Source organism: Enterobacter sichuanensis (assembly GCF_009036245.1).
Lineage (GTDB): Bacteria > Pseudomonadota > Gammaproteobacteria > Enterobacterales > Enterobacteriaceae > Enterobacter > Enterobacter sichuanensis.
The window spans coordinates 429,885-456,823 of sequence record NZ_CP027986.1 but is presented as its reverse complement, the minus strand read 5'-3'; the positions used below and the strand labels follow the sequence as shown (position 1 = coordinate 456,823).

Sequence of the window (26,939 nt, the reverse complement as noted above, 5' to 3'; positions counted from 1 at the left end):
AACGGCAACCGAAGTTGCCGTTTTACTTTTACCGTACGCCTGCCATACGTTTCTTACCGATAAACATCCAGCCCAGCCCCAGCGCGATAAACCACAGCGGCGTGACGATCAGTGCCTGACGGGTGTCATCTTCCAGCGTCAGCAGAACCAGTACGAACACGAAGAACGCCATGCACACCCAGCACATCAGCTTGCCCAGCGGCATTTTGTAGATCGATTTTTCATGCAGGTGTGGACGCTGCTTGCGGTACACCAGGTATGAACACAGGATGATGGTCCAGACGAACATGAACAGAATCGCAGAGACCGTGGTGATCATGGTAAACGCGCCAATCACGCTTGGGTTCACATAGAGCATTACCACGCCACCCAGCAGGCACATGCACGAGAAGGTCAGCCCTTTCGCCGGTACGGCACGTTTAGAGAGCTTCGCGAACGCGCTCGGCGCCACGCCTTCCTGCGCCAGACCAAACAGCATACGGCTGGTTGAGAACACGCCGCTGTTGGCAGATGAAGCCGCAGAGGTCAGCACCACGAAGTTAATCAGGCTCGCGGCAGCAGGCAGACCCACCAGCACGAACAGCTCAACGAACGGGCTCTTGCTTGGCACCACTGAACTCCACGGCGTCACCGACATAATGACGATCAGCGCGAACACGTAGAACATGATGATACGCACCGGAATGGAGTTGATTGCGCGCGGCAGTGATTTCTCCGGATCTTTGGTTTCCGCAGCGGTCGTACCGACAAGCTCAATCCCTACAAAGGCGAACACCGCGATCTGGAAGCCCGCAAAGAAGCCACTGATGCCTTTCGGGAACCAGCCCCCGTCATTCCACAGGTGGGTGAACGATGCCTGAACACCGGTTGGGGACTGGAAGTGCGTCAGCACCATAACCAGACCCACCACGATGAGTCCGACAATGGCCACGATCTTAATCATCGCGAACCAGAACTCCATCTCACCGAACATTTTAACGGTGGCAAGGTTGAGGCTCAGCAGCAGCACAATGACCGCCAGCGAGGCCACCCAGTCCGACAGTCCCGGGAACCAGAACTGCGCGTAAGCCGTGATCGCCACGACATCCGCCATACCGGTTACAACCCAGCAGAACCAGTAGGTCCAGCCGGTGAAATAGCCTGCCCACGGGCCAAGCAGGTCAGAAGCAAAGTCGCTGAAGGATTTGTATTCGAGATTCGAGAGCAGCAATTCACCCATTGCACGCATCACGAAGAACAGCATAAAACCGATAATCATATACACGAATATGATTGACGGTCCGGCGAGACTGATGGTTTTGCCTGACCCCATAAACAGCCCGGTACCGATGGCCCCCCCAATGGCAATGAGCTGAATATGACGATTTGTGAGATTGCGCCGTAGCGACTGTTCAGACGACGCCTCTTCGCCGGCGACGACTTTGACCTGATCTACCATGTGATATTTTCCTGTTTATGCCTGTCTGTGTTGTTAAGGCTCTTCTGGCCTTTAAATACGTCAAAAAATGACGTTCCCCATGTAAGGGCTAATCGATATTAGGTAAGAATCGGCGGGATGAACACTATGATTTAGATATTATGTTAACAATATGTTGAAAGTGAGTGTCATATCACTCATACAGCGCGAAACAGCTCACAAAAATACACGCAACAGTTTCGTTTGCAAGATAAAATATTGATTACGTCGTAACTATAGGTTTTAACACTATTTTCCCCTCCCCAGCCGGGGAGAGGAAATAAGAAAAGTCGATTACAGAATTTCCAGCAGCTCGACTTCAAATACCAGGGTGCTGAATGGCGGAATGGACGCGCCAGCGCCACGTTCACCGTAAGCCAGGTTATGCGGGATAGTCAGTTCCCATTTGGAACCGACTGGCATCAGGGTCAGCGCTTCGATCCAGCCCGCGATAACGCCGTTCACCGGGAACTCAGCCGGTTCGCCGCGCGCGACGGAGCTGTCGAAAACGGTACCGTCGATCAGTTTACCGGTGTAGTGGACGCGAACGTGGTCGGTACGCGCCGGGATTGCGCCGTCGCCCTGATTGATCACGCGGAACTGCAGACCGGACTCGGTGCTGTTCACGCCTTCACGCTCACGGTTCTCTTCGAGATATTTCACACCTTCGGCTGCCATCTCTTCAAAGCGCGCACGACGCACGGCGTCAGCACGTTCGTGGATTTCACGCAGCGCACGGTGTACGACATCGACCGGAACGGCAGGCTGTTTGCCTTCCAGCGCGTCAGCAATACCCGCCACCAGCGCTTCTGGTAACAGACCTTCCAGGCCGGATTCGCTCAGTTGCTGTCCTACCTGCAAGCCGATACCGTAACTTGCCTGCGCTTCGATAGTGTCAAAAGTCGGGGTGGTCATGGGTTTTCCTTCCATCACATTTAAAGTAGCGGGCAGCATATCAGCCATGCCCTTATGGGTAAAACTTTGTCTGAAGTTAAGGTGACAAACCGCGACGAAACAGAAACAATAGAGAGAACCAGGATTAATCCCGAACTGATGTCACGGATGTCGGGTTTGCTACGTCGTTCAGGCAGTTAGCAAACTATACTTCGGAGCACAGGATAAAAAGACGCGGAGCAGGAGGAGTGCCATGCCCGGGCGATTTGAACTGAAACCTACCCTGGCGAAAATCTGGCAGGCGCCGGACAATTTTCGCATCATGGATCCGCTGCCGCCTCTGCATCGCAGAGGGATCATCATTGGCGCGTTGATGGTGATCGTGGGCTTCCTGCTTCCTTCCGGTGGCGATGATGTCGATACCGCGCCCGTCACCCGCAACGCTCAGTTGGACATTCAGTCGCAAACGCGACCGAAGCCTGACGCACAACCCATGCAGACGCAACTCGTCACCCCGTCGAACGATCCGGGTCAGGTCGCGCCGGTTGAGCCGGAGCCCATTCAGGATGAACAGCCGCAGGAGCAGGCCGCCACCCCGTCTGCGCCACCGGCACAACAACCCACCGGTATTGAACAGCAGTGGCGTTCCTATCGCGTGGAGCCGGGCAAAACCCTGGCGCAGCTGTTCCGCGACCACAACCTGCCGCCGACCGACGTCTATGCCATGGCGCAAGTGGAAGGCGCGGGTAAGCCGCTCAGTAACCTGCAGAACGGGCAGATGGTGCAGATTCGCCAGAATGCCAGCGGTGTGGTGACAGGATTAACGATTGATACCGGCAATGGTCAGCAGGTGCTGTTTACTCGCCAGCCTGACGGCAGTTTTATCCGGGCGCGTTAAAAACCGGTTTCTTTAAAAAGCAAAACGCCGGCGCAAGGCCGGCGTTTCAACGTGAGCAGAGTAAAAAATTACTCAGCTACAACGTTAACAACCAGTTTAGCGAACACTTCGCTGTGAACCTGGAAGTCAACTTCGTGCTCACCAGTGGTACGCAGAACGCCGTTCGGCAGACGAACTTCGCTCTTAGCCACTTTAACGCCTGCTGCAGTAACTGCATCAGCGATATCGCGGGTACCGATGGAACCGAACAGTTTACCTTCGTCGCCAGCTTTGGAAGCGATGGTAACAGTGCCCAGTGCGTTGATTGCTTCAGCGCGAGCATTAGCAGCCGCCAGAACGTCAGCCAGTTTGGCTTCCAGTTCAGCGCGACGTGCTTCGAAAAACTCTACGTTTTTCTTGGTAGCTGGAACAGCTTTACCCTGTGGAACCAGGAAGTTACGAGCGTAGCCCGCTTTAACGTTTACCTGATCACCCAGGCTGCCCAGGTTTGCTACTTTATCAAGCAGAATAACTTGCATTACCTTATCCTCTTAAAGTCGTATTAATGGACCGTGCCCGATTACTGATGACGATCAGTGTACGGCAGCAGGGACAGGTAGCGAGCGCGTTTGATAGCGCGAGCCAGCTGACGCTGATATTTTGCACGAGTACCGGTGATACGGCTTGGGACAATCTTACCGCTTTCGGTGATGTAGTTTTTCAGCGTTGCGATATCTTTATAGTCGATCTCTTGAACGCCTTCCGCGGTGAAACGGCAGAACTTGCGACGACGGAAATAACGTGCCATATGGCTAGTCTCCAGAATCTATCAAATCAATCTGCTCGGCATGCAGAACCATTTTGCTCAGACCGTTCTTTGCCTTGTGGCAAGAAATGAACCCCTGAACGATTACTGCACTACCGACCGTTAAACTGTGAGTAATGGCCTGGTTTTCGTGTCCGCTAACAATAACGGGCATTTGGCACCACGCCTGCCGGTGAAACCCGGCTTCCTCTTGCACAGAACGATGCTCAAGCACGAACTGGCAATGCGGAATTCCTGATGGACTGACCTTTCGAAGGGGAGCCCTGCATACGATGCCGGACAACGCCAGACGGTTGGTCATCAGAAATTACTCTTCAGAATCCCCAGCATCAGAATCATCTGCGGTTTCGTTTGCGAAATCATCGCGACGCTCACGGCGCTCGTCTTTCGCTTTAACCATCGGAGATGCTTCGGTAACTGCGTGTTTAGTACGCATAACCATGCTGCGGATAACGGCATCGTTGAAGCGGAAGTTAGTTTCCAGCTCATCGATCACTTCCTGCGGCGCTTCAACGTTCATCAGAACGTAGTGAGCTTTGTGCAGTTTGTTGATCGGGTAAGCCAGCTGACGGCGGCCCCAGTCTTCCAGACGGTGGATCGTGCCCGCTGCTGCAGTGATTGCACCAGTGTAGCGCTCGATCATACCCGGAACCTGTTCGCTCTGGTCAGGATGGACCATAAAAACGATTTCGTAATGACGCATCGAATTGCTCCTTACGGATTATTCAGCCTCCTGTCTGGGTCAGCCGAGGCCCGGGGAGGCAAGGAACGTGTTAAAGGTCGGCTGAAAAATTGACGCGTCATAATACTTGCGCGCCCCCGGAAACTCAAGCTGATTGCACAAATAATTCGCACAAAGCGTAAAGCTGGTCTAAGTGGGTGATTTAAAATTAATCGCACCTGGAAGCGGTGTTTTTTTGAACAACTGCATCAGAAATGGTCACGCATCCCCGCCGGATGAGTGATTACACTTTAATCAGAGACCACCTGAATTAAAGAAGGAGCCCCTCCCTCTCACAGCACGCAGTCGTGGAGCGCAAATCATGAAAAAAATCGCATTAGCCATTATGGCGGCGCTTTTGCTCAGTGCAAACGCGATGGCAGCCATCAAAATAGACGGCCGGCAGGCCAGGAACATGGATGATGTGCAAAGCTTGGGCGTAATCTACATTAATCATAATTTCGCCACTGAAAGTGAAGCAGATCAGGCGCTTAATGAAGAAACCGATGCGCAGGGCGCAACCTACTATCACGTCGTTCTGACGCGTGAGCCCGGCAGCAACGGCAATATGCACGCCAGTGCAGATATTTACCGATAACGCTTTAACGCTAGCACCAGGAAAGCCAACAACGAGAACATAGCCATAGTTTACGTTGCCCCCTGCCCGGGGGCTTTTTTTTGTGAATGGCTCTGAAATACCACCGGTTACAACCGTTTTCGGTATTCCAGAGCACGTATTCACTTCTGCCCGTAATAGGCATTCGGGCCGTGCTTGCGCATGAAATGCTTGTTCATCAGGTAATCATCAATGCCCTGAAGCTGTGGGTTGATGCCGCGGGCAATCCACGCCATGCGTGCCACTTCCTCCATCACGACAGCATTATGTACCGCGTCGTGAGCATCTTTTCCCCAGGCGAACGGACCGTGCTGATAGACCACAATGCCCGGCGTATGCAACGGTTCAGTTTCACCCAGCGTATCGATAATCACCTTCCCGGTATTGAGTTCGTACTCCCCTTCCACTTCAGCCTGCGTTAACGCGCGGGTGCAGGGTATGTCGCCAAAGAAGTAGTCCGCATGGGTCGTACCCAGCGCCGGAATGGCCAGCCCCGCCTGCGCCCAGGCCGTGGCATGGGTCGAGTGGGTATGCACGACGCCGCCCAGTGATGGATAGCGTCGGTACAGCGCCAGATGCGTGGCCGTATCTGAAGAGGGACGCCATTTTCCCTCCACAACCTGTCCGTCGAGATCCACCACCACCATATCGTCAACGGTCATGGTGTCATACGCTACGCCACTCGGTTTGATTACCACCCGCCCCTTCTCGCGATCGATAGCGCTGACGTTGCCCCAGGTGAACGTAACCAGTCCGTAACGCGGGAGATCCATATTGGCCTCAAAGACCTGCTGTTTGAGCTTAAGCATATTCAGCCTCCAGTAACCCCGCCTGCGCCATGCGCTCGCGTACCCAGTCCCGGGCTTTTGCCACTTCCGCGGCCGGGTCGTCCGACGTTTCACTCCACATCTCAATCAGGTACGGCCCGCAGTAGCCGGTCTGCCTGAGCGTCTGGAAGCACCGTTCAAAATCCACCACCCCGGTGCCGAACGGAACATTTTTGAATACGCCAGGACGGGTATCTTTGACGTGAACCGCCACGATATGCCCGATACCCGCCTGCAGCTCCATTTGTACGTCGTTATCCCACGCCGACAGATTGCCGATATCAGGATAGAGCTGAAACCACGGGTTGTTCAGGTAGTGCGCGTAGCCCAGCGCCTTACTGATGGAGTTCATCAACGGATAATCCATGATCTCCATCGCCAGCGTCACCTGCGCGCGGCTGGCCATCTCGACGCTCTCTTTCAGGCCGTCACGAAAACGACGGCGCGTTTCATCATTAGCTTCCTGGTAGTAAACGTCATACCCGGCGAGCTGAATCACGCGAATGCCAACGTCCTGCGCAAAACGAATGGCTTTACGCATGATCGCCAGCCCCTGCGCACGCACGGCATCATCTTCGCTGCCAAGCGGAAAACGACGGTGGGCGCTGAGGCACATGGAAGGCACGCGCACGCCCGTTTCCGCGATAGCGCTCACCAGCGCCAGACGCTGTTCGCGGCTCCAGTCGAGGCGAGAGAGACGCGCATCCGTCTCATCCACTGACATTTCGACAAAATCGAAATCCAGCTGTTTTGCCAGCTGCAACCGCTCCAGCCAGCACTCCCCCGCAGGGAGTGCCTTTTCATAGATGCCAAGCGGGACCTGTTTTGACAACATACCCGCTCCTTAGCCCCAAAGCTGAGCGATTGAGCGTTTGAACTGACGCGCAGCTTCTACCGGAGAGGCCGCATCACGAATGCTACGCCCCGCAATAAAGACGTGAATCGGGATGCCCTTGAACAGCGGCAGATCTTCCAGCGCCAGACCACCGGTAACGGTCACTTTAAAGCCCATATCCGCCAGGCGTTTAATCGCGCTGATATCCGCATCGCTCCACGCCACGCCCGCGGCCTGGGCATCACGGCTGCGGTGATAAACCACCTGCTGAATGCCAGCCTCGCGCCACGCCTGTGCCTGCTCCCAGGTCCAGAAACCGGTCAGTTCGATCTGCACATCGCCGTTGAACTCTTTTGCCACATCCAGCGCACCTTTCGCGGTGTTGATATCCGCACAGCAGATCACGGTGACCCAGTCAGCGTTAGCTTCGAAGCACATGCGGGAGAGAATTTTTCCTGCGTCAGCAATTTTGGCATCCGCCAGCACGATTTTGTGTGGATAGAGCGCTTTCAGGTCGCGAACGGTGCGAACGCCCTCGCCGACGCACAGAATGGTGCCCACTTCGATGATGTCCACTTCTTCGGCGATCAGACGGGTAGTTTCGTAAGCGTGGGACAACGTCTGGTTATCCAGCGCAACCTGCAACATAGGTAATGACATTTTCAATTCCTCTTAAACGGCCGCCGCTGTGGCGTTATCAATTAAATCCAGCACTTCCTGCGCGGTGCGGCAGGCACGTAAACGGTCAAAATTAGCTTCGTCATCAAACAGGTTGACGATCTGCATGATGCCGACCTCCTGATGGGTGTTGGCATCAACGGCCGCCATGGTGATCAGAATGTCGACCGGGTCGTTATCTTCATGGTTAAACACCAGCGGCGTTTTCAGCGTCACCAGCGCGAAGCCGGTTTTCTTCACGCCCTCTTCCGGGCGGCCATGCGGCATGGCCAGACCTGGCGCAATGACAAAGTAAGGGCCGTGCTGTTCCACGCCATCAAGAATGGCCTGGTAATAACGCGGCTCGACCACGTCAGCCTTAACCAGTAAGTCCACGCTCAGCTTGACCGCTTCCTGCCAGGTGCTGGCCTCAGCCTGTAAAAGGATGGAGTTATTCTCTGCCAGCGAATCACGTAGTTTCATAGGGCGTCCTTACTTCACGTCTTGTGGGAAGTGTTCTTTGATCACTTCCAGCAGCTTGGGGCCGAAATCCGCAGGCGACAGCATGTTGCGTACACCCACCACATATTTATTGCCCGTCACGGTGATTTCACCGGCGATATGAGTAGAGGCGATGATGATATCCGCGCCGTTCAGCTCGCTTTTGTATTCGCCCACCGCGCAGCTGTTTACCGTGTGGTCAATGTTTGACTGGGTTAAAAACTGGTCCACTTTCATCTTCATGATCATGGAGCTACCTTGCCCATTGCCACAGACAGCCAGAATACGTACGGTCATAATCGAAACTCCTTAATGAGCAGAAACTTCTGCTGTTTGTTTTTCCGCATCTTCTTCTGCGCGCAGCGCGCGACCCGCGAAGAACATATAAGCCAGTGCAATCAGGATGATGACGGCCATAAAGACCAGTCCGACGGAGGCGAAGCCCTGCATCATCGGTGGGGCCAGAATTGACCAGTCCGCCATGCCCATCCAGGCGCTCATACCGGTGAGCTTGACCGCCCACACGCAACCGAAGATTTCCACCATGCCCATCACCAGGCAGATCTTGAGCGCTGCGCGCCAGCCGCCAAAGTGGTTCGCAAAGACACCGATGGTGGCGTTGGAGAAGAACATCGGGATAAAGCCAGGAATGATCAGAATGGACGAGCCGCAGCCCACCAGGATGCCCACCGCAATCAGCTGGCCGATGGTGCCCCACATAAAGCCCCAGACCACCGCGTTCGGCGCGAAGCTGTAGATAGCGGCGCAGTCGATGGCCAGCACCGCGCCGGGAATCAGGCGCTGGGAGATCCCGTTGAAGGCTTCCGAGAGCTCAGCAACGAACATACGGACGCCCTGAGTAATGATGAAAATCGCCACCGCGAAGGAGAAACCGGTCTGCAGGATATAGACCGTCCAGTGGGTTTTCCCCGCCATCGCCTGCACCACGTCAATACCGAAGGAGAGCAGAATGGCCCCGAAGAAAATGGTCATCACAATGGCGGTTGAGACGATGTTGTCGTGGAAGATATTCAGCCAGCCCGGCAGCTTAAGATCTTCAACGCTGTCCTCTTTTTTACCCAGGTACGGAGCAACTTTGTAAGCAATCCAGGAGGCAAACTGCTGCTGATGGCCGATGGAGAAGCCACAGCCGTCAGTGACGTCTTGCGTCGGCTTGTACATCATGTTGGAGGTGATCCCCCAGTAGAGCGATACCAGCACGGCCGTGCAGATAATCGTGGTCCACATGGGGTAACCGAAGATAAAGAGAGACACCGCGATCAGCCCTGCCTGCTGGAACATGATGTGCCCCGTCAGCATGATGGTGCGAATACCGGTAATGCGGCGCAGCAGAACGTAAAGGATATTCAGCGCCAGCGCGAGCAGAACCGCGTAACCCACCCAGCTGTAGGCATCCCCCATACGATCGATGGTGGCCATCATTGAGGCGTAGGTATCAGAGATCGCGCCGTTGATACCATACACTTCCGACATTTTCGCCACGACCGGCTTAAAGGTGCTGGTCAGGATGCCAGACCCTGCCTGCAATAGCATGAAGCCGATAATGGTCTTAATCGTGCCTTTGATAATCACGCTCACGCTTTTACGCAGCAGGATATAACCCAGGCACGTCACAATCCCCAGCAGCAGCGGGGCGTTAGTCATTACCTGATTAAAGAAAACGGTAAAGACGTTGTAGAGGATCTCCATAACTCTCTCCAGCAATGAGAACACAAGGGGCAATCCCTGTGAGGTTGGTGTCATCACTCTATTAATCACAAATAATCACCACAAGATTGAATTTGATTATTTGTGACGTATCCCGCAAATTATTTCCCTGCAGTAAGTAATGGCTTTCTCATTCGCACTAAAGAATAAAATTAACCCATATAATTCATACAATTAATGTTTATTTCCAACTCGTTTAACAAGGTAAAAGCGGCAAAACCGTGAAGTAGAACAGATAAAATTCCGCATTTTTACCATTGCAAAGTGCGTTAAAGGATGCCAGCATTAATCACAACAAATCACAATGTGATTACTTTTGATTAAAGCAGGAGTGAAAACGATGAGTAAAGTGAACACCATCACCCGTGAATCATGGATTCTGAGCACCTTCCCGGAATGGGGTAGCTGGCTGAATGAAGAGATCGAACAGGAAAACGTGGCTCCAGGTACTTTTGCAATGTGGTGGTTGGGTTGCACCGGCATCTGGCTGAAGTCAGAGGGTGGCGCGAATATCTGTGTTGATTTCTGGTGCGGCACGGGCAAACAGAGCCACGGCAACCCACTGATGAAAAAAGGGCATCAGATGCAGCGTATGGCGGGTGTCGAAAAACTACAGCCGAACCTGCGTACGACACCGTTTGTGCTTGATCCCTTTGCGATTCGCCAGATCGATGCTGTGCTCTCCACTCACGATCATAACGATCATATCGACGTCAACGTGGCGGCGGCTGTGATGCAAAACTGCCCTGGCAACGTGCCGTTTATCGGGCCGCAGACCTGCGTGGATTTATGGGTCGGCTGGGGAGTGCCAAAAGAGCGTTGCATCGTGATGAAGCCAGGCGACGTGGTGAAAATCAAAGACATTGAAATCCATGCGCTGGATGCCTTTGACCGTACCGCATTGATTACCCTGCCAGCCGATCAAAAGGCCGCGGGCGTTTTGCCAGACGGTATGGATGAGCGTGCAGTCAACTATCTGTTTAAAACCCCTGGCGGTTCCCTCTACCACAGCGGTGACTCTCACTACTCTAATTACTATGCGAAGCACGGTAACGAACATCAGATTGATGTGGCGCTGGGCTCCTACGGCGAGAACCCGCGCGGTATTACTGACAAGATGACCAGCGCCGATATGCTGCGCATGGCGGAAGCACTGAACACCAAAGTGGTGATCCCGTTCCACCATGATATCTGGTCGAATTTCCAGGCCGATCCGCAGGAAATCCGCGTATTGTGGGAGATGAAGAAAGATCGCCTGAAGTATGGCTTCAAGCCGTTCATCTGGCAGGTCGGCGGCAAATTCACCTGGCCGCTGGACAAAGATAATCTCGAATATCACTACCCGCGTGGTTTCGATGATTGCTTCACCATTGAGCCTGACCTGCCATTCAAGTCCTTCCTCTGATTGTGCAGCCGCCTCGCCAGACAGGATGCCTGGCGAGGCCATATTTCTTTTAGTATTTTCAGGCTATTTCAAATATTATCTTTTCAAATCAATTCTTATCGGAATAGCTCATGACGGAAGCGCAACGGCATCAAATTCTCCTGGAACTCCTGGCGCAAACAGGGTTCGTCACCGTCGAGAAAGTGATCGAACGTTTAGGGATCTCCCCGGCAACGGCGCGGCGGGATATCAATAAGCTGGACGAAAGCGGCAAACTGAAAAAAGTCCGCAACGGGGCAGAAGCCATCAGCCAGCAGCGCCCTCGCTGGACCCCAATGAATATCCATCAGGCACAAAATCATGATGAAAAAGTGCGAATTGCCAGAGCCGCGTCACAGCTGGTGAATCCCGGCGAGAGTGTGGTCATCAACTGCGGCTCCACGGCGTTTCTGCTGGGTCGCGAAATGTGCGGCAAACCGGTGCAAATCATCACTAACTACTTACCGCTCGCTAACTATCTGATCGATCAGGAGCACGAGAGCGTGGTGATCATGGGCGGCCAGTACAACAAGAGTCAGTCCATTACGCTCAGCCCGCAGGACAGCGAAAACAGTCTCTATGCCGGACACTGGATGTTTACCAGCGGCAAAGGCCTGACCGCGGATGGCCTGTATAAAACCGATATGTTGACCGCCATGGCGGAACAAAACATGCTCAACGTCGTGGGCAAGCTCGTGGTGCTGGTCGACAGCAGCAAAGTGGGCGAGCGCGCAGGGATGTTATTCAGCCGCGCCGAACAGATCGACATGGTGATCACCGGCAAAGGCGCCAACCCGGAAATCCTCCAGAAGCTGGAGGATCAGGGCGTAAAAATCCTGCGCGTTTAAAGGTGCTGGCGGAAAAACGCTACCGTGGCGTCCAGCGCCGTTGGCGTGATGCGGTGACGGACGCCCGCTTCCCACAGGCACGTCAGATTACCGTCCCGTCCTTCATGCTTTAACGCCTGCTGTAGACGGAAAGTGCCTTCGGGTGGTACCACATCATCCGCATCACCGTGCCACAGCAGCAGCGGGCGATCGGCCAGACGTGGCAATGCCCGGGTCACCTCCCACTCTGCCAGCGTCGCCGTCACTTCCGCGACATCCTGAGGGGGGAAAAGGGTCTTCGCCAGCGACGTAAAATAACCCGAGCCCATCAGACAGGCGACGGACGTCACGTCAGGATGATGCGTCATAATCCCCAGCGCAGCCATCCCCCCCATCGACGCCCCGGCCACGGCCAGTCGATTGTCGGCCACCAACCCGGCCGCATAAAGCGCATCACGCAACCCGGCAAACTCGGTCAAACTGCCGTGCAGAATGTGCCAGAACCGCCCAAGCCGCGCCTGTTCATCGCCCGTGAAGCGTGCGCCGTGGTCGGGAGCATCCGGCATCACTACCCGAAACCCCGCCTGCGCCAGCGCCACTGCAAAATAACTGTAAACCAGTTTTGATGACGTAAACCCGTGATAGAAAACGACAACCGGTAGCGGTTTATCACGTTTGCCCGCGGGCGTGGCGTGTAAAATCTCATGGTCGCCGAGGTGGCGTATTTCAATTTCAATCATTGTCGACCCTCTGCGAATGTATGATTCATAATGTTGAGAACTGGGTTACGCTTTCACGTCATTTTCATTCGAAATATACGTCCCAGCTAACACTTCGGGAACATTCCCCCGCAAACTCAATTCACAGACAACTACACTATGGCTATCAGGAAACGAGATATGGTTATGCGCAGGTTTGCTGCTTTATTGCTGGTGTTTCTGCTCAGTGGCTGTAGCGCGCTGCAGGGTACGCCGCAACCCGCTCCACCGGTCGCCGATCATCCACAGGAGATTCGTCGTAATCAGACGGAAGGATTACAACGAATGGGCACCGTCTCCGCGCTGGTTCGCGGTTCTCCGGATGACGCAGAAGAGGCAATAAAAGCACAAGCCGTCGCCGCCAAAGCAGATTACTACGTCATCATTATGATCGACGAAACCATCATAACGGGACAGTGGTACTCACAGGCTATTTTGTACCGTAAATAATGGTTTTCCTTTGAACGACATTTACACTGCTTTGCGTCCATAGACATTTTCCTGTCCACAATAAACTCCACGACCGCGTCAATGGAAGGGAGTTTATTCGCGAAGGATTGCCCGGCGGATACCGGAGATATGTGAAATGGAGCTGACGATGAAACGAACTCTTGCTTTGACCTCTCTGTTGCTCTCAGCAGGCCTGGTGAGCACAACCGCGCAGTCGGCAGAATTCGCCAGTGCTGATTGTGTGACTGGCCTGAATGAAATTGGCCAGATCTCCGTGAATAATATCTCGGGGAGCCCGCAGGACGTTGAACGTGTCGTGGCATTAAAGGCCGATGAGCAGGGTGCTTCCTGGTATCGCATCATCCAGATGCAGGAAGATAACCATATTGACCACTGGCGGGTACAGGCCATTCTCTACGTATAATCCCCTCCTGATAAAAGCCACTTATTTTTAGTGGCTTTTCGTTTTTGCAAATTTTTTATCTCCGATAAAACCAATTAACAACAATATAATAACATTTTGTTACACTAATTTAGTAAACGTAATCTCTGCTCTGCCGTTGAAGAACCATACCTTTTCAAAAATGAGCAATTTATGATCACTGTTTTTCGCCGTGCAGGCCTGGGGGCGAAGCTATCGCTACTTACAGGCGTCAGTGTCGCCACGCTATTTCTGCTGTTCACTTTTCTGCTCAGCCAAAAAGCCAGCCAGCAGCTTGAAGCCCTTGCGGTAGAGGATCTGCATAATCAGTCCACCGGTATGGTCGACATGGTGCAGATGTTTAACACCAGCCTGAGTGAAGAGGTGGAGAGCTATACCCGGCTGTTTACCACCTTTTTACCGCAGCCTCTGAGCATTGATGCTTCTCAACCCCAGACGATTAATGGGCTCAGCGTTCCACTGCTGAAAGGGGGAGAAACCGGGCTGCATGAAAACAACACCCTGTCGGACGATTTCCTGAACCGTACAGGCGCTATTTCCACGCTGTTTGTACGCAGCGGTAATGACTTTGTCCGCGTCGCCACTTCCCTGCGCAAAGAGAATGGCGATCGGGCGATGGGTACCGTTCTGGATGCCTCCAGTCCGGCCTTTGCCGCCGTCAACAAAGGTGAAGTCTACCGCGGCCTGGCCCTGTTATTTGGCAAGCGTTACATCACTCAGTACCAGCCGGTTAAAAATGCCGAAGGGCAGGTCATTGCGATTGTCTTTGTCGGGGTGGACATCTCTCACTCCTGGAACGTCATGCGCGAGAAAATCCTGAACCGCCGCCTGGGCGAGAGCGGTCATTTCTTTGTGCTGGATCGCAGCAACGGCAAAACCCGCGGGCAATATCTGTTCCACACCACGGAAGAGGGGCAATTGCCCAGGTGGGACGTCGCGACACAGCAACAGCTGCTGGGTGACAAACCTGGCACGCTGGAACGCACAAGCGACGACGGACGCACGCTGAAAATGGCGTACACCCCGCTGCCAGGCTGGAACTGGACTATCGTGGGCGAAGTAGATAAATCGGTGCTGCTCGCAAGCGTCAACGCCATGCGCGACCGTTTCCTGCTGGCTGGCGTGGTCTTATCCATTCTCTTTGCAGCCCTGTTCGTGGTGCTTATTCGCCGGATGCTAACCCGGCCGCTGCGCAACGTGATCCATCTAGCCCGGCAATATGCCGCGGGCGATCTCCGCTCCAGCCTGCCCGTGGCGCGCCAGGACGAGGTCGGGCAGTTGATCGATGCCATCAACGGCATCGGCGGCGGCCTGCAAAAAATTGTGCTGCAGGTTCGCGAAGCCGCAGGTGAGATCCATTTGGGCACCAACGCGCTGGCCTCCGATACCGGAGAGATTTCAGAGCAGATCAACAAGCAGGCGAGCAGCGTGGAAGAGACCTCCGCCAGCATGGAGCAACTGGCCGCGACCGTACAGCAAAATGCCGCCAACATGGAACAAACGCAGCAACTGGTGGGTGAAACCTCGCTCGCGGTCCATCAGGGTGGCGAAACCGTCGCCCACGCCGTGTCGACCATGGATGACATACGCGAAGCGTCAAAACGCATTGAAGACATCACCCGCGTGATCGAGTCCATCGCTTTTCAGACCAATATTCTGGCGCTGAATGCGGCAGTGGAAGCGGCCCGCGCTGGCGAACACGGTAAAGGGTTTGCGGTCGTCGCGCAGGAAGTTCGTGCCCTGGCGGGGCGTAGTGCGAATGCAGTGAAGGAGATTGAACAACTGATTGGCGATACCCTCAGAAAAGTGAGCGAGGGTCACGCGCTGTCTGAACAGACGCGCCTGGCGATGGATGCCATCATCGTTCATATCGATAACATCAGCCAGCTGGTCACCGAGATTAACCATGCCTCACGCGAGCAATCCGCAGGCATAGGCCAGGTGAATCTCGCCATGACCCATATTGGCGAAGCGTCGCATATCAATGCCGATCGCATCTCACGCAGCGAACAAACCGCACAAACGCTGCGCGAGAAGGGCTCGCATCTGACCGAACTGGTGAGTCTGTTCCAGCTTAAAAACTAGCCAACCCTGCCCGTGGCGCGCAGCAGCAGGTCACTTTGTACCTGCTCGCTCATCAGCGTACCGCCGCGGGTATCCAGCATCATGCGGCACCACGCCTGCGCCATCGGGGGCGACGCGTGCCGCAGCATTTGGCTACCGGCGCCCAGTAAAAAGAGCTGTTGAGCAATCTCCCTGCCCTGTGCCTCCTGCGGCTTACGCAGTTTTTGCTGAAGCTGTCGCCAGCTGCGGTCGAAGTGTCTGTCCTGCCCTTTTACCTGCGCAAACTCATCGGCAAGCAGGTCGTGAATACCCGGCTGCTTCGCCAGCACCCGCAGCACGTCCAGACACATGATATTGCCTGACCCTTCCCAGATGCTGTTCACCGGCATCTCGCGGTACAGACGGGGAAGTTCACTCTCCTCGCAATATCCGACGCCCCCCAGCACCTCCATCGCTTCCGCCACAAACGGAATGCCCGCTTTACACACGCTAAATTTTGCCGCCGGGGTAAACAGCCGCGCCCAGGCAGCCTCCTGCGGATCGGCTCGTTTATCCCACGCCCGGGCCAGACGGAACAGCAGCGCCGTTTGCCCCTCCAGCATCAGCGCCATTCGGCTTAATACCTCGCGCATTAACGGCTGGTCGATGAGGTTTTTGCCGAACGTCTGCCGCTGATGGGCGTGATATAACGCCACCGAGAGCGCCCGACGCATCAGTCCGTGACTCCCCAGCGCGCAGTCAAAGCGCGTCAGCCCGCCCATTTTCAGTATCTGCCGAACCCCTTCGCCCTCTTCCCCCAGTAGCCAGCCGGAGGCGTCGAGAAACTCTGCCTCGCTGCTGGCATTCGAGCGGTTGCCGAGCTTGTCCTTAAGGCGCTCCAGCCGCACGGCATTGCGCTGTCCGTCAGGCAAAAAGCGCGGAACAAAAAAGCAGGATAGCCCGCCTTTCGCCTGCGCCAGCACCAGATGGGCATCGCTTTGCGGGACGGAGAAAAACCATTTATGCCCCACCAGCCGGTAGCTGCCGTCGCTACATTTCTCCGCTTTGGTGGTGTTGCTGAGCACGTCTGAGCCGCCCTGTTTTTCCGTCATCCCCATGCCGATCAGCAGCCCGCGTTTTTGCCCCGCCGGGGCCAGATGGGGATCGTAGCGATCGCTCAGTAATGGCGTCAGCCAGTGCCGGAAAGGTTCAGGTAGCGCCTGCTGCAGCAGCGGTGTGGCGGCAAACGTCATGGTGACGGGGCACAGCGTTCCGGCTTCCACCTGCGCATGCAGCACAAACCGCGCGGCCCTGGCAACAAAGGAGCCTTTACGCGCCTCCTCTTCCCATGCGAGGTTATGTACGCGGTTGGCACACAGTCCCTGCATCAGCAAGTGCCACGCCGGGTGAAAGCGGACGTCATCCAGCCGTTCCCCGGTGGGGTCATAGCGCAATAACTCCGGCGGATTCACGTTCGCCAGCCTGCCCAGCTCCAGCGATTCCGCAGTACCTAACTGCTGGCCGATGCTGGCGAGAAGCTCGATATCCCACTCAGCACCTTCGCGGGTCACCGCGTCACGCAGGGCACAATCAGAAAGGAAAAGGTTGCTGTTAGAGAGTGGTGAAGGTTGATTAAAAACGGTATGGGTCTGCCAGTGCATGCTGTTTCCCTCCTTCAGTGGCAATGAAGGTAAGTATGGACAGACCCCGATAACGCTGCATGGGAGTACGGTCACACAGTAGCGATCCCGCTGATATCATTCGTGAAATAGCTCACAGAACATAAGAATAAACTATTTCACCACCTCTTCTTTGTTGAATAATTTATTCTCACCCCTTTCAGTGAGGAAAGTTATGCAACCGGATGCGCACAAGCGAGCATTAATTGCAGGCTCCATTGGTAATTTTATCGAGTGGTATGAGTTTGCGGTCTATGGTTTTCTCGCAACCGTCATTGCGAAGAATTTCTTCCAGCTTGAAGGCGAAGCGGGGCTGACCAGCCTGATCCTCACCTACGCCTCGTTTGCCATCGCTTTCTTCTTCCGTCCGCTGGGGGCGGTGGTGTTTGGTCGCATCGGCGACCGGATTGGCCGAAAGCCGACGCTGATTATTGTGCTGGTGTTGATGACGCTCGCCACCGCCGCCATCGGTATGGTGCCGGTCTATGCCAGCATTGGCATTGCCGCGCCGCTCATTATCACGCTCCTGCGCATCCTGCAGGGGTTGTTCGCGGGCGGCGAGTACGGCGGTGCGGTCTCACTGATGACCGAGTTCGCCCCGCGCGGCAAACGCGGCCTGTACGGCGCGTGGCAGTCCTTCACCGTGGCGCTGGGCTTGTTAGCGGGCGCAGGCATTGTGGCGCTGCTCTCCGCCCTCCTCACGCCGGAAGCCCTGCACGACTGGGGCTGGCGCATTCCATTCTTCCTGGCGTTGCCTATGGGTATCGTGGCGCTGTGGCTACGTGTCAGTATGGAAGAGACGCCAGGCTTTGTGCAGCAGCAGGGAAAACCGGTTGCCGCTCAGGCGGATACCGTCGCCACGCTGAAAGCCATCATGTTGGGAATTGGCCGGGTAATGGTGTGGTCCGCAGCGGGGTACACCTATCTGGTGATTATGCCGACCTATCTGCAGTCAGCCCTGCATACCGGGTTTAACCAGGCGCTGCTGATCGCGGTAATTTCGAATATCGGTTTTGCGCTGACGATTATTCCGTCAGGGATCCTGAGTGACAGAATTGGCCGCCGCACGGTGATGATTATCTCCACTGTTTTGCTGCTGATCCTCGCCCTGCCGCTGCTGAAAATTCTGCAGGCGGAGTCCAGCACCCTGGCGGTGAAGACAGTCGTGGTCCTGATTGCAGGCGGTCTGGTAGGCATGCTGGCAGGGCCGGGGCCGGCAATGCTCTCTGAGATGTTCCCGACGCGCGTGCGCTATACCGGGCTTGGGCTGGCTTACTCCCTGTCGAATGCGATTTTCTCGGGCTGTGCGGGGCTGATTATCACCGGCCTGATTAAAGAAACGGGCAACCTGAATATTCCGGCGTATTACGTGATGGCGACGGCGGTAGTGAGTATTGTCGCGCTGATGACGCTGAGGAAGGATGACCATTTGCGGTCGTTAGAGGAGTGAGGTTGTTTTGCCGGGTGGCGGCTTCGCCTTACCCGGCCTACAAAACCGTAGGCCCGGTAAGCGAAGCGCCACCGGGCGAAAATCAGCTACGCTGACGCACAGCTTCAAACAGACAGATGCCCGTTGCAACAGAAACGTTCAGGGAGGACACGCTGCCCGCCATCGGGATGCTGATCAGCTCGTCACAGTGCTCGCGGGTCAGACGACGCATACCTTCGCCTTCCGCCCCCATCACCAGCGCCAGACTGCCGGTCATTTTACTCTGGTACAGGGTATGATCCGCTTCACCGGCGGTACCGACGATCCAGATGTTCTCTTCCTGCAGCATACGCATGGTGCGTGCCAGGTTGGTCACGCGGATAAGCGGAACGTTTTCCGCCGCGCCGCAGGCCACTTTCTTCGCCGTCGCGTTCAGCTGTGCAGAACGGTCTTTCGGCACGATCACCGCGTGCACACCCGCCGCATCCGCGCTGCGCAGACACGCGCCGAGGTTGTGCGGATCGGTTACGCCATCGAGGATCAGGAAGAATGGATTCTCCAGCTCAGCGATCAGATCCGGCAGATCGTTTTCCTGATACTGACGACCCGGCTTCACGCGGGCGATGATCCCCTGGTGAACCGCGCCTTCACTTTTCTCATCCAGGAACTGGCGGTTTGCCAGCTGGATCACCACACCCTGTGCTTCCAGGGCATGAATCAGCGGCATCAGACGTTTGTCTTCACGCCCTTTCAGAATAAAGACTTCCTGAAAACGCTCCGGCGCGCGCTCGAGAAGGGCCTGCACCGCGTGGATGCCGTAAATCATTTCACTCATTGATGGTTCTCATTATGACTGTTCTTTTCCCTCTCCCCTTCGGGGAGAGGGTCAGGGTGAGGGGAATTTTACTCCGCCTGCTTTTTCTTCGCAGCGCGCTTCGCTTTGGTGGCAGCCGCTATTTTCTGCGTCTTCGCGGAAGGCTTTTTCGCTGAGCGAGCTTCTTTCTTCGCCGCCTTCGGCTTCTGCTTTTTCTCGCCGCGGAACGCGCTGTCCGGCTCGAAGTTCACCTTCTTCCCGGCCTGACGGCGCTTGCCGCTCGCTTTACCGTTGCCGCCTTTTTTCGCCCTTTCACGCTCGGTTTTACCGACGTTACGCGGCGCGCGTTCGCTGGAGATCAGGCTGAAGTCGATCTTACGGTCGTCCATATTCACGGCCTCGACCTTCACTTCCACACGGTCGCCCAGACGATAGGTCTGACCGCCCGATTCGCCAATCAGACGCTGGCCGACCTGGTCAAAGCGGTAATAGTCGTTATCCAGGCTGGAGACGTGCACCAGACCGTCGATAAACAGCTCATCCAGACGAACGAAGAAGCCAAAGCCGGTCACGCTGGCAATCACGCCTTTGAAGATGTTACCCACCTGGTCCAGCATAAAGTCACACTTCAGCCAGTCCGCCACGTCACGCGTGGCTTCGTCGGCCCGACGCTCGGTCATGGAGCAGTGCTGACCCAGCTGCAGCATCTCTTCCATCGAATAGTGGTAGCCACCGGTTTCAGTAGTGTTTCCTTTATGGCCTTGCTCCTGCGCCAGCAGATACTTGATCGCACGGTGCAGAGAGAGGTCAGGATAACGACGGATCGGCGACGTAAAGTGGGCGTAAGACTGCAGCGCCAGGCCGAAGTGACCACGGTTTTCCGGATCGTAAATCGCCTGCTTCATTGAGCGCAACAGCATCGTCTGCAGCATTTCTACATCCGGACGGTCGCCAATGGACTCCAGCAGTTCAGCGTAATCACGCGGCTCAGGTTTGTTACCACCCGGCAGCTCCAGACCCAGTTCGGCCAGCACGGAGCGGAACGCGGTGATGGCTTCCGTCGACGGCTTATCGTGAATACGGAACAGCGCCGGCTCTTTGGCTTTTTCGACGAAACGTGCCGCCGAGATGTTCGCCAGGATCATACACTCTTCGATCAGCTTGTGCGCGTCGTTACGCTGGGTCTGTTCAATACGCTCAATACGACGTTCGGCGTTGAATATAAACTTCGCCTCTTCGCTCTCAAAGGAGATCCCGCCGCGCTCCTCGCGCGCCTGATCCAGCGTTTTGTAGAGGTTATGCAACTCTTCGATGTGTTTGACCAGTGGCGCATACTGTTCGCGCAGATCCTGGTCGCCCTGCAGCATATGCCAGACCTTGGTATAGGTCAGGCGCGCATGCGAGCTCATTACCGCTTCGTAGAACTTGTAGCCGGTTAAGCGCCCTTTGTTGGAGATGGTCATCTCACACACCATACAGAGGCGATCAACCTGCGGGTTCAGGGAGCAGAGGCCGTTAGACAGCACTTCCGGCAGCATCGGCACAACCTGAGACGGGAAGTAGACCGAGGTACCACGGCTGCGCGCTTCGTTATCCAGCGGGGTATGCGGACGAACATAGTAGCTTACGTCGGCAATTGCCACCCACAGACGCCAGCCGCCGCCGCGCTTTTTCTCACAGTAGACGGCGTCATCGAAGTCGCGCGCGTCTTCACCGTCGATCGTGACCAGTGGCAGGGAGCGGAGATCCACGCGGCCCACTTTGGACTCTTCCGGGACTTCTTCACGCAGGCTCTCGATCTGCTCTTCAACCGCTTTCGGCCAGATATACGGAATTTCATGGGTACGCAGCGCCATATCAACGGCCATGGTAGTCCCCATGTTGTCACCGAGCACTTCGACGATTTTACCCACCGCTTTGGTACGACGGGTTGGGCGCTGGGTGAGTTCCACGACCACCACGAAGCCCATGCGCGCGCCCATCACCTCTTCAGGTGGGATCAGAATGTCGAAGCTCAAACGGCTGTCGTCCGGCACCACGAAGCCCACACCCGCGTCGGTAAAGTAGCGGCCAACAATCTGGCTGGTTTTTGGCACCAGAACGCGTACGACACGCGCTTCGCGGCGACCTTTACGGTCGGCGCCCAGCGGCTGCGCCAGGATCTGATCGCCGTGGATGCACATTTTCATCTGTTCAGATGAGAGGTACAGATCGTCTTTACGCCCCTCAACGCGCAGGAAGCCGAAGCCATCGCGGTGACCAATGACGGTCCCTTTCAGCAGATCGAGGCGTTCCGGCAGCGCGTAGCACTGGCGGCGAGTAAAGACCAGTTGCCCGTCGCGCTCCATGGCGCGCAGGCGACGGCGAAGCGCTTCAGTTTGCTCTTCACCTTCAATGTTTAATTCAACGGCAAGTTCTTCACGGTTGGCGGGTTTTTCGCGTTTTGTTAAGTGTTCAATGATGAACTCGCGGCTGGGGATAGGATTCGCGTATTTTTCGGCTTCGCGTTCCTGGAAAGGATCGTGTGACATGTCGGTTCCTCCGTTGTCAGCTCCGGTGGAAATTTTCTTCATTCCACCAGCAATAATTTATAAAGCGGTTGATTCTCTTCAACCAAATCGGCCAGCGTGTAGTTATCCAGTTCCTTGAGAAAACGTTGCACGGCCTGAGAAAGCGCCTGTTTCAGGCGGCAAGCGGGCGTAATGTGGCAGAACTCACTGCTGCAGTTCACCAGAGAGAGCGGTTCCAGTTCACGTACCACATCGCCAACACGAATGCTCTGTGCCGGTTTACCGAGACGGATCCCACCATTCTTCCCGCGGACGGCAGCAACGTATCCGGCACGACTAAGTTGATTGATTATTTTGACCATATGATTACGGGATACGCCGTAGACCTCTGTAACTTCAGAGATGCTGGTCATTTTCCCATCGGGTAACGACGCCATGTAAATCAGCGCACGTAAGCCGTAATCGGTGAAACTTGTTAACTGCACATCAACCTCAGGAAAAAGGGAAATCGCGGACAAACCGCACAGATATTCATTAATGATGATAAACCAGCCAGATAGTTAGGGGCTAATTTATTTGACAGACGGGGCGAAAAAGCGGAGATCCAGGAGCGGTCGCCGGATGGCGCTACGCTTATCTGGCCTACGGGTCTCCCCGCAGGCCAGCAGTCACGAAGATTATGCGTCGAACGGGTCGCGCAGGATCATCGTTTCAGTACGATCCGGGCCGGTAGAGATAATGTCAATCGGCACTTCGGTCAGTTCTTCAATGCGCTTGATGTAATTCAGCGCCGCCTGAGGCAGGCCGCTACGCTCTTTCACACCGAAGGTGGTCTCAGACCAGCCCGGCATGGTTTCGTAGATTGGCTCGATGCCTTCCCAGTCGTCAGCAGCCAGCGGAGTGGTGGTCACTTCGCGGCCATCTGGCATACGGTAGCCTACGCAGATTTTCACTTCTTTCAGGCCGTCCAGGACGTCCAGTTTGGTCAGGCAGAAGCCAGACAGGGAGTTGATCTGCACGGCACGACGCACCGCAACCGCATCCAGCCAGCCGGTACGACGACGACGACCGGTGGTCGCGCCAAACTCGTTACCCTGCTTGCACAGGAACTCGCCGGTTTCATCAAACAGTTCGGTCGGGAATGGACCCGCACCCACGCGAGTGGAGTACGCTTTGATGATGCCCAGTACGTAATCGACATAACGTGGACCCAGGCCAGAGCCGGTCGCCACGCCACCTGCGGTGGTGTTAGAGGAGGTAACGTACGGATAGGTACCGTGGTCGATGTCCAGCAGCGTACCCTGCGCACCTTCAAACATGACGAAATCGCCACGCTTGCGCGCCTGGTCCAGCAGATCGGACACATCAACAACCATACCGGTCAGAATGTCTGCAATCGCCATGACGTCATCCAGCACTTTCTGGTAGTCAACAGCGTCAGCTTTGTAGAAGTTCACCAGCTGGAAGTTGTGATATTCCATCACTTCTTTCAGTTTTTCAGCGAAGGTTGCTTTGTCGAAGAGGTCGCCTACGCGCAGACCGCGACGTGCCACTTTATCTTCATACGCCGGGCCGATACCACGACCGGTGGTACCGATCGCTTTCGCGCCGCGCGCTTTTTCACGCGCAACGTCCAGCGCCACGTGATAATCCAGGATCAGCGGGCAGGCTTCGGAGAGCAGCAGGCGCTCGCGAACAGGGATACCACGGTCTTCCAGACCTTTCATCTCTTTCATCAGCGCAGCTGGAGACAGCACAACACCGTTACCGATGATGCTGGTGACGTTTTCGCGAAGAATGCCTGATGGAATAAGATGGAGGACGGTTTTTTCACCGTTGATTACGAGAGTATGGCCTGCGTTGTGACCGCCCTGGTAGCGTACAACATATTTAGCCCGTTCAGTCAGAAGATCAACAATCTTCCCTTTACCTTCGTCACCCCATTGGGTGCCCAGTACGACGACGTTGTTACCCATTTTTTTCAAAATCACCGTTTGCTTAAAAATGGATTCTACCATCGCTTTTTCAGATATACAGCACTTTTTGACCTCAGAATATCCCAAATCCGACCACTTTTTGATCAGCCAATCGTTTTCCTCAACATGTAGTAGATCACGATGCCAGCAACCACAAGACCGCCGCCAAAACGACGCAAAATATTATCGGGAAGTTGGCTCATCGTCGCGATCATGCGACGCCACGCGCGCGGATAAAGCATCGGGCCAAGGCCTTCCAGCACTAACACCAACGCCAGCGCGAGCCAAATGGTTGAATTCATTTTTATTCCTTATAAAAGAAAACCACCGCTCCATGGGAAGCGGTGGTTTGAATACTCAAACGAGCCTGAGTTTATCGCGTTGCGTTAGTCGGCGTCTTCATATAACGGAAGAAATCGCTGTCCGGGCTGAGCACCATCACATCCTGGTTGCTCTGGAAGCTATTCTCGTAAGCACGCAGGCTACGGATAAAGGCGTAGAAGTCTGGATCCTGGCTGAACGCATCGGCGAACAGCTTCGCGGCTTCCGCATCACCTTCACCGCGCAGAATACGGCCCTGACGCTCAGACTCCGCCAGCGTCTTGGTCACTTCATAGTCCGCTGCCGCACGCAGTTTCTCAGCCTCTTCCTGACCCTGTGAACGGTGACGACGGGCGACCGCTTCACGCTCAGCGCGCATACGGTTGTAAATCGCCTCCGACACTTCCACAGGCAGGTTGATCTGCTTGATACGCACGTCGACCACTTCGATACCCAGCGCGGCCATACTGTTCGGGTTGATCACCGGCACTTTGCCGTTGGTTTCAGCCTGAACACGTTCTGCCGCTTTAGCGATCGCATCGTCCGCCGCTGGCGTTTCCACTTCGTCTTCCGTGCCCGCTGTACCGGAGTTCAGCGCATCACGCACTTCCAGGGTCAGACGACCGCGGGAGTCGGTCACGATATCCTTCACATCCAGACGACCAATCTCAGAACGCAGACGGTCAGAGAACTTACGTTTCAACAGCACTTCCGCCTGAGAAACGTCGCCGCCGCCTGTCGCCAGGAAGTAACGGCTGAAATCACTGATGCGCCATTTGATATAGGAATCAACGATCAGGTCTTTCTTCTCTTTCGTGACGAAACGGTCGGCCTGGTTATCCATGGTCTGAATACGCGCATCAAGCGTTTTCACCGACTGAATGAACGGAACCTTGAAGTGCAGGCCCGGCTCATAGATCACCGGACGTTTGTCACTGTCACGCACGACGCTGCTGAACTGGAACTTAATCCCACGTTCACCCTCTTTCACGACGAAGATAGAGGTATAAAGCACGACCAGTACGATGATGATGATCGCAATAACTGACTTACGCATCCTTATTCCCCCTGACGCTGGTAGTCGTTACGCTGCGCGTTAGCACGGCGTTGGTCCATAATGTCACCATCGTTCGAAGAAGACGTGGTTGTTGCGCTTGTGCTACCGGATGACGCCGGTGGCAGACGCAGCAGGTTGTTGGCACCGCTGGTGTCAGCCTTCGCTGCCGGCGCTGAACCGCCCTTAAGCATCTGATCCAGTGGCAGCACCATCAGGTTTCCGCCTTTGTTGTCATTAACCAGCACTTTACGCGTGTGGCTAAGCACTTTTTCCATGGTCTCGATATAGAGACGCTCACGGGTAATTTCCGGAGCCGCTTTGTATTCCGGCAGGATTTTCGCGAAGCGCGCCACTTCCCCCTGGGCTTCCAGGATGGTCTGGGTCTTGTACGCACGCGCTTCTTCAAGAATACGCTGCGCCTGACCGTTAGCACGCGGCTGAACTTCGTTGGTGTACGCTTCCGCTTCACGGATGTACTGCTGTTCGTTTTCACGGGCGGCGATGGCGTCATCAAACGCGGCCTTCACCTCTTCCGGCGGGCGAGCGGCCTGGAAGTTGACGTCCAGCAGAGTGATACCCATGTTGTACGGACGAATGGTCTCTTCCAGCTCACGCTGGGTATCGCTACGAATAACGGTACGACCTTCAGTCAGAATACGGTCCATGGTGTATTTACCGATCACCCCGCGCAGGGCGCTATCGGTCGCCTGGCGCAGACTGTCATCGGCGCTGGTCACGCTAAACAGATAACGTTCAGGATCGGTGACGCGGTACTGGACGTTCATCTCAACGCGCACCACGTTCTCATCAGACGTCAGCATCACACCAGACGCCGCCAGTTCACGGACAGATTCCACGTTGACCGCGGTCACGTCGTCAATGAAGGTCGGCTTCCAGTTCAGACCCGGCTCAACCAGATGGCTGAACTTACCAAAACGCGTAACCACACCGCGTTCCGCTTCTTTAATGGTGTAGAACCCGGTAGCAGCCCAGATGATTACCACGGCAGCGGCAACAATACCCACTACGCGACCACCCATTTGCGGGCGCGGCCCCTGGGTGGAATTCCCACCTGAGCCAGAACCTTTACCTCCGCCAAGACCACCAAGCTTCTTGCTTAGCTTGCGGAAGATATCATCCAGATCTGGCGGCCCCTGCTCGCGACCACCTTTGTTGCCATTTCCCCCAGAGTTGCCGCCTTGATTATTGCTGCTTCCCCACGGGTCGCGGTCCTGTCCGTTATTACCGGGCTGATTCCACGCCATGTATATG

At 55.3% G+C, this 26,939-nt stretch carries 29 protein-coding genes; 8 read left to right on the top strand and 21 right to left on the bottom strand.

The window, feature by feature from the left end; genetic code table 11:
• Positions 1-28: 28 nt before the first annotated feature.
• Complete coding sequence (gene cycA / locus C1N69_RS02185; protein WP_094919568.1) at positions 29-1,438, bottom strand: D-serine/D-alanine/glycine transporter; 1,410 nt, start codon at positions 1,436-1,438, stop codon at positions 29-31.
• 312 nt (positions 1,439-1,750) lie between these two features.
• Positions 1,751-2,371 (bottom strand): BamJ family beta-barrel-assembly machinery protein, encoded by a 621-nt coding sequence (gene fklB, locus C1N69_RS02180; protein WP_008502892.1) that lies wholly within the window; start codon positions 2,369-2,371, stop codon positions 1,751-1,753.
• 232 nt (positions 2,372-2,603) lie between these two features.
• Between fklB and C1N69_RS02175 the strand changes: the two genes are divergently transcribed.
• The gene (locus C1N69_RS02175; RefSeq protein WP_155030592.1) at positions 2,604-3,248 is read left to right on the top strand and encodes an OapA family protein; all 645 of its coding nucleotides are present in this window, start codon (positions 2,604-2,606) and stop codon (positions 3,246-3,248) included.
• Positions 3,249-3,316: 68 nt separating this feature from the next.
• Here the strand turns inward: C1N69_RS02175 and rplI are convergent, their stop codons facing one another.
• From rplI to rpsF, 4 genes are read right to left on the bottom strand one after another with little or no spacing between them, the layout of a single operon-like run.
• Positions 3,317-3,766 carry a 50S ribosomal protein L9 gene (gene rplI / locus C1N69_RS02170; protein WP_003856039.1) on the bottom strand — a complete coding sequence of 150 codons (450 nt, stop codon included), beginning with the start codon at positions 3,764-3,766 and terminating at the stop codon, positions 3,317-3,319.
• A gap of 41 nt (positions 3,767-3,807) precedes the next feature.
• Positions 3,808-4,035 (bottom strand): 30S ribosomal protein S18, encoded by a 228-nt coding sequence (rpsR, locus tag C1N69_RS02165; RefSeq protein ID WP_000135199.1) that lies wholly within the window; start codon positions 4,033-4,035, stop codon positions 3,808-3,810.
• A gap of 4 nt (positions 4,036-4,039) precedes the next feature.
• Positions 4,040-4,354, bottom strand: coding sequence for a primosomal replication protein N (priB, locus tag C1N69_RS02160; RefSeq protein ID WP_025758284.1), 315 nt, complete (start codon positions 4,352-4,354; stop codon positions 4,040-4,042).
• Between the two features lie 6 nt (positions 4,355-4,360).
• Positions 4,361-4,756 (bottom strand): 30S ribosomal protein S6, encoded by a 396-nt coding sequence (gene rpsF / locus C1N69_RS02155; RefSeq protein WP_025758283.1) that lies wholly within the window; start codon positions 4,754-4,756, stop codon positions 4,361-4,363.
• A gap of 340 nt (positions 4,757-5,096) precedes the next feature.
• Between rpsF and yjfY the strand changes: the two genes are divergently transcribed.
• A complete protein-coding gene (gene yjfY / locus C1N69_RS02150; protein ID WP_025758282.1) occupies positions 5,097-5,372 on the top strand; it encodes a DUF1471 family protein YjfY in 276 nt (91 codons plus the stop codon).
• A 140-nt stretch (positions 5,373-5,512) separates the two neighbouring features.
• On the opposite strand, the gene C1N69_RS02145 is transcribed toward yjfY, so the two are convergent.
• The 6 genes from C1N69_RS02145 to ulaA are packed head-to-tail and all read right to left on the bottom strand — an operon-like array spanning position 5,513 to position 9,920.
• On the bottom strand, positions 5,513-6,199 hold the full coding sequence (locus tag C1N69_RS02145; protein ID WP_155030591.1) for an L-ribulose-5-phosphate 4-epimerase: 687 nt from the start codon (positions 6,197-6,199) through the stop codon (positions 5,513-5,515).
• Positions 6,192-7,052, bottom strand: coding sequence for an L-ribulose-5-phosphate 3-epimerase (locus C1N69_RS02140; RefSeq protein WP_039265362.1), 861 nt, complete (start codon positions 7,050-7,052; stop codon positions 6,192-6,194). Before C1N69_RS02140 ends, C1N69_RS02145 begins: the two co-directional genes overlap by 8 nt.
• Before the next feature lie 9 nt (positions 7,053-7,061).
• Complete coding sequence (ulaD, locus tag C1N69_RS02135; RefSeq protein ID WP_155030590.1) at positions 7,062-7,712, bottom strand: 3-keto-L-gulonate-6-phosphate decarboxylase UlaD; 651 nt, start codon at positions 7,710-7,712, stop codon at positions 7,062-7,064.
• Positions 7,713-7,724: 12 nt separating this feature from the next.
• The gene (ulaC, locus tag C1N69_RS02130; RefSeq protein ID WP_155030589.1) at positions 7,725-8,192 is read right to left on the bottom strand and encodes a PTS ascorbate transporter subunit IIA; all 468 of its coding nucleotides are present in this window, start codon (positions 8,190-8,192) and stop codon (positions 7,725-7,727) included.
• A gap of 9 nt (positions 8,193-8,201) precedes the next feature.
• Entirely contained in the window at positions 8,202-8,507 is a 306-nt protein-coding gene (ulaB, locus tag C1N69_RS02125; protein WP_000218355.1) for a PTS ascorbate transporter subunit IIB, read from the bottom strand.
• A 12-nt stretch (positions 8,508-8,519) separates the two neighbouring features.
• Complete coding sequence (gene ulaA, locus C1N69_RS02120; RefSeq protein ID WP_025758275.1) at positions 8,520-9,920, bottom strand: PTS ascorbate transporter subunit IIC; 1,401 nt, start codon at positions 9,918-9,920, stop codon at positions 8,520-8,522.
• 358 nt (positions 9,921-10,278) lie between these two features.
• Between ulaA and ulaG the strand changes: the two genes are divergently transcribed.
• Both ulaG and ulaR read left to right on the top strand, forming a co-directional pair.
• Positions 10,279-11,343, top strand: coding sequence for an L-ascorbate 6-phosphate lactonase (gene ulaG / locus C1N69_RS02115; protein WP_155030588.1), 1,065 nt, complete (start codon positions 10,279-10,281; stop codon positions 11,341-11,343).
• Positions 11,344-11,453: 110 nt separating this feature from the next.
• On the top strand, positions 11,454-12,209 hold the full coding sequence (ulaR, locus tag C1N69_RS02110) for an HTH-type transcriptional regulator UlaR (protein WP_045284422.1): 756 nt from the start codon (positions 11,454-11,456) through the stop codon (positions 12,207-12,209).
• On the opposite strand, the gene yjfP is transcribed toward ulaR, so the two are convergent.
• Entirely contained in the window at positions 12,206-12,928 is a 723-nt protein-coding gene (yjfP, locus tag C1N69_RS02105; RefSeq protein ID WP_059385654.1) for an esterase, read from the bottom strand. The two genes, ulaR and yjfP, sit on opposite strands and share 4 nt — an antisense overlap.
• Before the next feature lie 138 nt (positions 12,929-13,066).
• On the opposite strand from yjfP, the gene bsmA reads away from it, so the two are divergent.
• The 3 genes from bsmA to C1N69_RS02090 all read left to right on the top strand — a co-directional run bounded on the left by bsmA (position 13,067) and on the right by C1N69_RS02090 (position 15,923).
• Positions 13,067-13,396: a biofilm peroxide resistance protein BsmA gene (gene bsmA / locus C1N69_RS02100; protein ID WP_025758271.1), complete on the top strand. Its 330-nt coding sequence runs from the start codon at positions 13,067-13,069 to the stop codon at positions 13,394-13,396.
• Between the two features lie 136 nt (positions 13,397-13,532).
• Positions 13,533-13,820: a DUF1471 family protease activator YjfN gene (gene yjfN / locus C1N69_RS02095; protein ID WP_021240708.1), complete on the top strand. Its 288-nt coding sequence runs from the start codon at positions 13,533-13,535 to the stop codon at positions 13,818-13,820.
• A gap of 171 nt (positions 13,821-13,991) precedes the next feature.
• The gene (locus C1N69_RS02090; RefSeq protein WP_155030587.1) at positions 13,992-15,923 is read left to right on the top strand and encodes a methyl-accepting chemotaxis protein; all 1,932 of its coding nucleotides are present in this window, start codon (positions 13,992-13,994) and stop codon (positions 15,921-15,923) included.
• Here the strand turns inward: C1N69_RS02090 and C1N69_RS02085 are convergent.
• Complete coding sequence (locus C1N69_RS02085) at positions 15,920-17,542, bottom strand: isovaleryl-CoA dehydrogenase (protein WP_094919573.1); 1,623 nt, start codon at positions 17,540-17,542, stop codon at positions 15,920-15,922. The two genes, C1N69_RS02090 and C1N69_RS02085, sit on opposite strands and share 4 nt — an antisense overlap.
• 193 nt (positions 17,543-17,735) lie before the next feature.
• On the opposite strand from C1N69_RS02085, the gene C1N69_RS02080 reads away from it, so the two are divergent.
• The gene (locus C1N69_RS02080; protein WP_155030586.1) at positions 17,736-19,010 is read left to right on the top strand and encodes an MFS transporter; all 1,275 of its coding nucleotides are present in this window, start codon (positions 17,736-17,738) and stop codon (positions 19,008-19,010) included.
• Positions 19,011-19,092: 82 nt separating this feature from the next.
• On the opposite strand, the gene rlmB is transcribed toward C1N69_RS02080, so the two are convergent.
• The 7 genes from rlmB to hflK all read right to left on the bottom strand — a co-directional run bounded on the left by rlmB (position 19,093) and on the right by hflK (position 26,932).
• Positions 19,093-19,824 (bottom strand): 23S rRNA (guanosine(2251)-2'-O)-methyltransferase RlmB, encoded by a 732-nt coding sequence (rlmB, locus tag C1N69_RS02075; protein ID WP_047957592.1) that lies wholly within the window; start codon positions 19,822-19,824, stop codon positions 19,093-19,095.
• Between the two features lie 68 nt (positions 19,825-19,892).
• A complete protein-coding gene (gene rnr / locus C1N69_RS02070; RefSeq protein WP_155030585.1) occupies positions 19,893-22,334 on the bottom strand; it encodes a ribonuclease R in 2,442 nt (813 codons plus the stop codon).
• Positions 22,335-22,372: 38 nt separating this feature from the next.
• On the bottom strand, positions 22,373-22,798 hold the full coding sequence (gene nsrR / locus C1N69_RS02065) for a nitric oxide-sensing transcriptional repressor NsrR (protein WP_025758264.1): 426 nt from the start codon (positions 22,796-22,798) through the stop codon (positions 22,373-22,375).
• 192 nt (positions 22,799-22,990) lie between these two features.
• Complete coding sequence (locus C1N69_RS02060) at positions 22,991-24,289, bottom strand: adenylosuccinate synthase (protein ID WP_045284473.1); 1,299 nt, start codon at positions 24,287-24,289, stop codon at positions 22,991-22,993.
• A gap of 104 nt (positions 24,290-24,393) precedes the next feature.
• Positions 24,394-24,591 (bottom strand): DUF2065 domain-containing protein, encoded by a 198-nt coding sequence (locus C1N69_RS02055; RefSeq protein WP_003855996.1) that lies wholly within the window; start codon positions 24,589-24,591, stop codon positions 24,394-24,396.
• A gap of 71 nt (positions 24,592-24,662) precedes the next feature.
• A complete protein-coding gene (gene hflC / locus C1N69_RS02050) occupies positions 24,663-25,667 on the bottom strand; it encodes a protease modulator HflC (RefSeq protein ID WP_025758262.1) in 1,005 nt (334 codons plus the stop codon).
• A 2-nt stretch (positions 25,668-25,669) separates the two neighbouring features.
• Complete coding sequence (gene hflK / locus C1N69_RS02045) at positions 25,670-26,932, bottom strand: FtsH protease activity modulator HflK (protein ID WP_025758261.1); 1,263 nt, start codon at positions 26,930-26,932, stop codon at positions 25,670-25,672.
• Between the last annotated feature and the right edge of the window lie 7 nt (positions 26,933-26,939).

Bases quoted from the DNA above. Each gene is read 5' to 3' on its own strand.
- rlmB (WP_047957592.1), bottom strand. From the start codon at position 19,824: ATGAGTGAAATGATTTACGGCATCCACGCGGTGCAGGCCCTTCTCGAG.
- priB (WP_025758284.1), bottom strand. From the start codon at position 4,354: ATGACCAACCGTCTGGCGTTGTCCGGCATCGTATGCAGGGCTCCCCTT.
- C1N69_RS02175 (WP_155030592.1), top strand. From the start codon at position 2,604: ATGCCCGGGCGATTTGAACTGAAACCTACCCTGGCGAAAATCTGGCAG.
- C1N69_RS02140 (WP_039265362.1), bottom strand. From the start codon at position 7,052: ATGTTGTCAAAACAGGTCCCGCTTGGCATCTATGAAAAGGCACTCCCT.
- hflC (WP_025758262.1), bottom strand. From the start codon at position 25,667: ATGCGTAAGTCAGTTATTGCGATCATCATCATCGTACTGGTCGTGCTT.
- ulaG (WP_155030588.1), top strand. From the start codon at position 10,279: ATGAGTAAAGTGAACACCATCACCCGTGAATCATGGATTCTGAGCACC.
- yjfY (WP_025758282.1), top strand. From the start codon at position 5,097: ATGAAAAAAATCGCATTAGCCATTATGGCGGCGCTTTTGCTCAGTGCA.
- yjfN (WP_021240708.1), top strand. From the start codon at position 13,533: ATGGAGCTGACGATGAAACGAACTCTTGCTTTGACCTCTCTGTTGCTC.
- ulaB (WP_000218355.1), bottom strand. From the start codon at position 8,507: ATGACCGTACGTATTCTGGCTGTCTGTGGCAATGGGCAAGGTAGCTCC.
- ulaD (WP_155030590.1), bottom strand. From the start codon at position 7,712: ATGTCATTACCTATGTTGCAGGTTGCGCTGGATAACCAGACGTTGTCC.
- C1N69_RS02055 (WP_003855996.1), bottom strand. From the start codon at position 24,591: ATGAATTCAACCATTTGGCTCGCGCTGGCGTTGGTGTTAGTGCTGGAA.
- C1N69_RS02085 (WP_094919573.1), bottom strand. From the start codon at position 17,542: ATGCACTGGCAGACCCATACCGTTTTTAATCAACCTTCACCACTCTCT.
- hflK (WP_025758261.1), bottom strand. From the start codon at position 26,932: ATGGCGTGGAATCAGCCCGGTAATAACGGACAGGACCGCGACCCGTGG.
- C1N69_RS02090 (WP_155030587.1), top strand. From the start codon at position 13,992: ATGATCACTGTTTTTCGCCGTGCAGGCCTGGGGGCGAAGCTATCGCTA.
- fklB (WP_008502892.1), bottom strand. From the start codon at position 2,371: ATGACCACCCCGACTTTTGACACTATCGAAGCGCAGGCAAGTTACGGT.
- C1N69_RS02060 (WP_045284473.1), bottom strand. From the start codon at position 24,289: ATGGGTAACAACGTCGTCGTACTGGGCACCCAATGGGGTGACGAAGGT.
- rplI (WP_003856039.1), bottom strand. From the start codon at position 3,766: ATGCAAGTTATTCTGCTTGATAAAGTAGCAAACCTGGGCAGCCTGGGT.
- yjfP (WP_059385654.1), bottom strand. From the start codon at position 12,928: ATGATTGAAATTGAAATACGCCACCTCGGCGACCATGAGATTTTACAC.
- cycA (WP_094919568.1), bottom strand. From the start codon at position 1,438: ATGGTAGATCAGGTCAAAGTCGTCGCCGGCGAAGAGGCGTCGTCTGAA.
- rpsR (WP_000135199.1), bottom strand. From the start codon at position 4,035: ATGGCACGTTATTTCCGTCGTCGCAAGTTCTGCCGTTTCACCGCGGAA.
- rpsF (WP_025758283.1), bottom strand. From the start codon at position 4,756: ATGCGTCATTACGAAATCGTTTTTATGGTCCATCCTGACCAGAGCGAA.
- C1N69_RS02080 (WP_155030586.1), top strand. From the start codon at position 17,736: ATGCAACCGGATGCGCACAAGCGAGCATTAATTGCAGGCTCCATTGGT.
- ulaA (WP_025758275.1), bottom strand. From the start codon at position 9,920: ATGGAGATCCTCTACAACGTCTTTACCGTTTTCTTTAATCAGGTAATG.
- ulaR (WP_045284422.1), top strand. From the start codon at position 11,454: ATGACGGAAGCGCAACGGCATCAAATTCTCCTGGAACTCCTGGCGCAA.
- ulaC (WP_155030589.1), bottom strand. From the start codon at position 8,192: ATGAAACTACGTGATTCGCTGGCAGAGAATAACTCCATCCTTTTACAG.
- bsmA (WP_025758271.1), top strand. From the start codon at position 13,067: ATGGCTATCAGGAAACGAGATATGGTTATGCGCAGGTTTGCTGCTTTA.
- rnr (WP_155030585.1), bottom strand. From the start codon at position 22,334: ATGTCACACGATCCTTTCCAGGAACGCGAAGCCGAAAAATACGCGAAT.
- C1N69_RS02145 (WP_155030591.1), bottom strand. From the start codon at position 6,199: ATGCTTAAGCTCAAACAGCAGGTCTTTGAGGCCAATATGGATCTCCCG.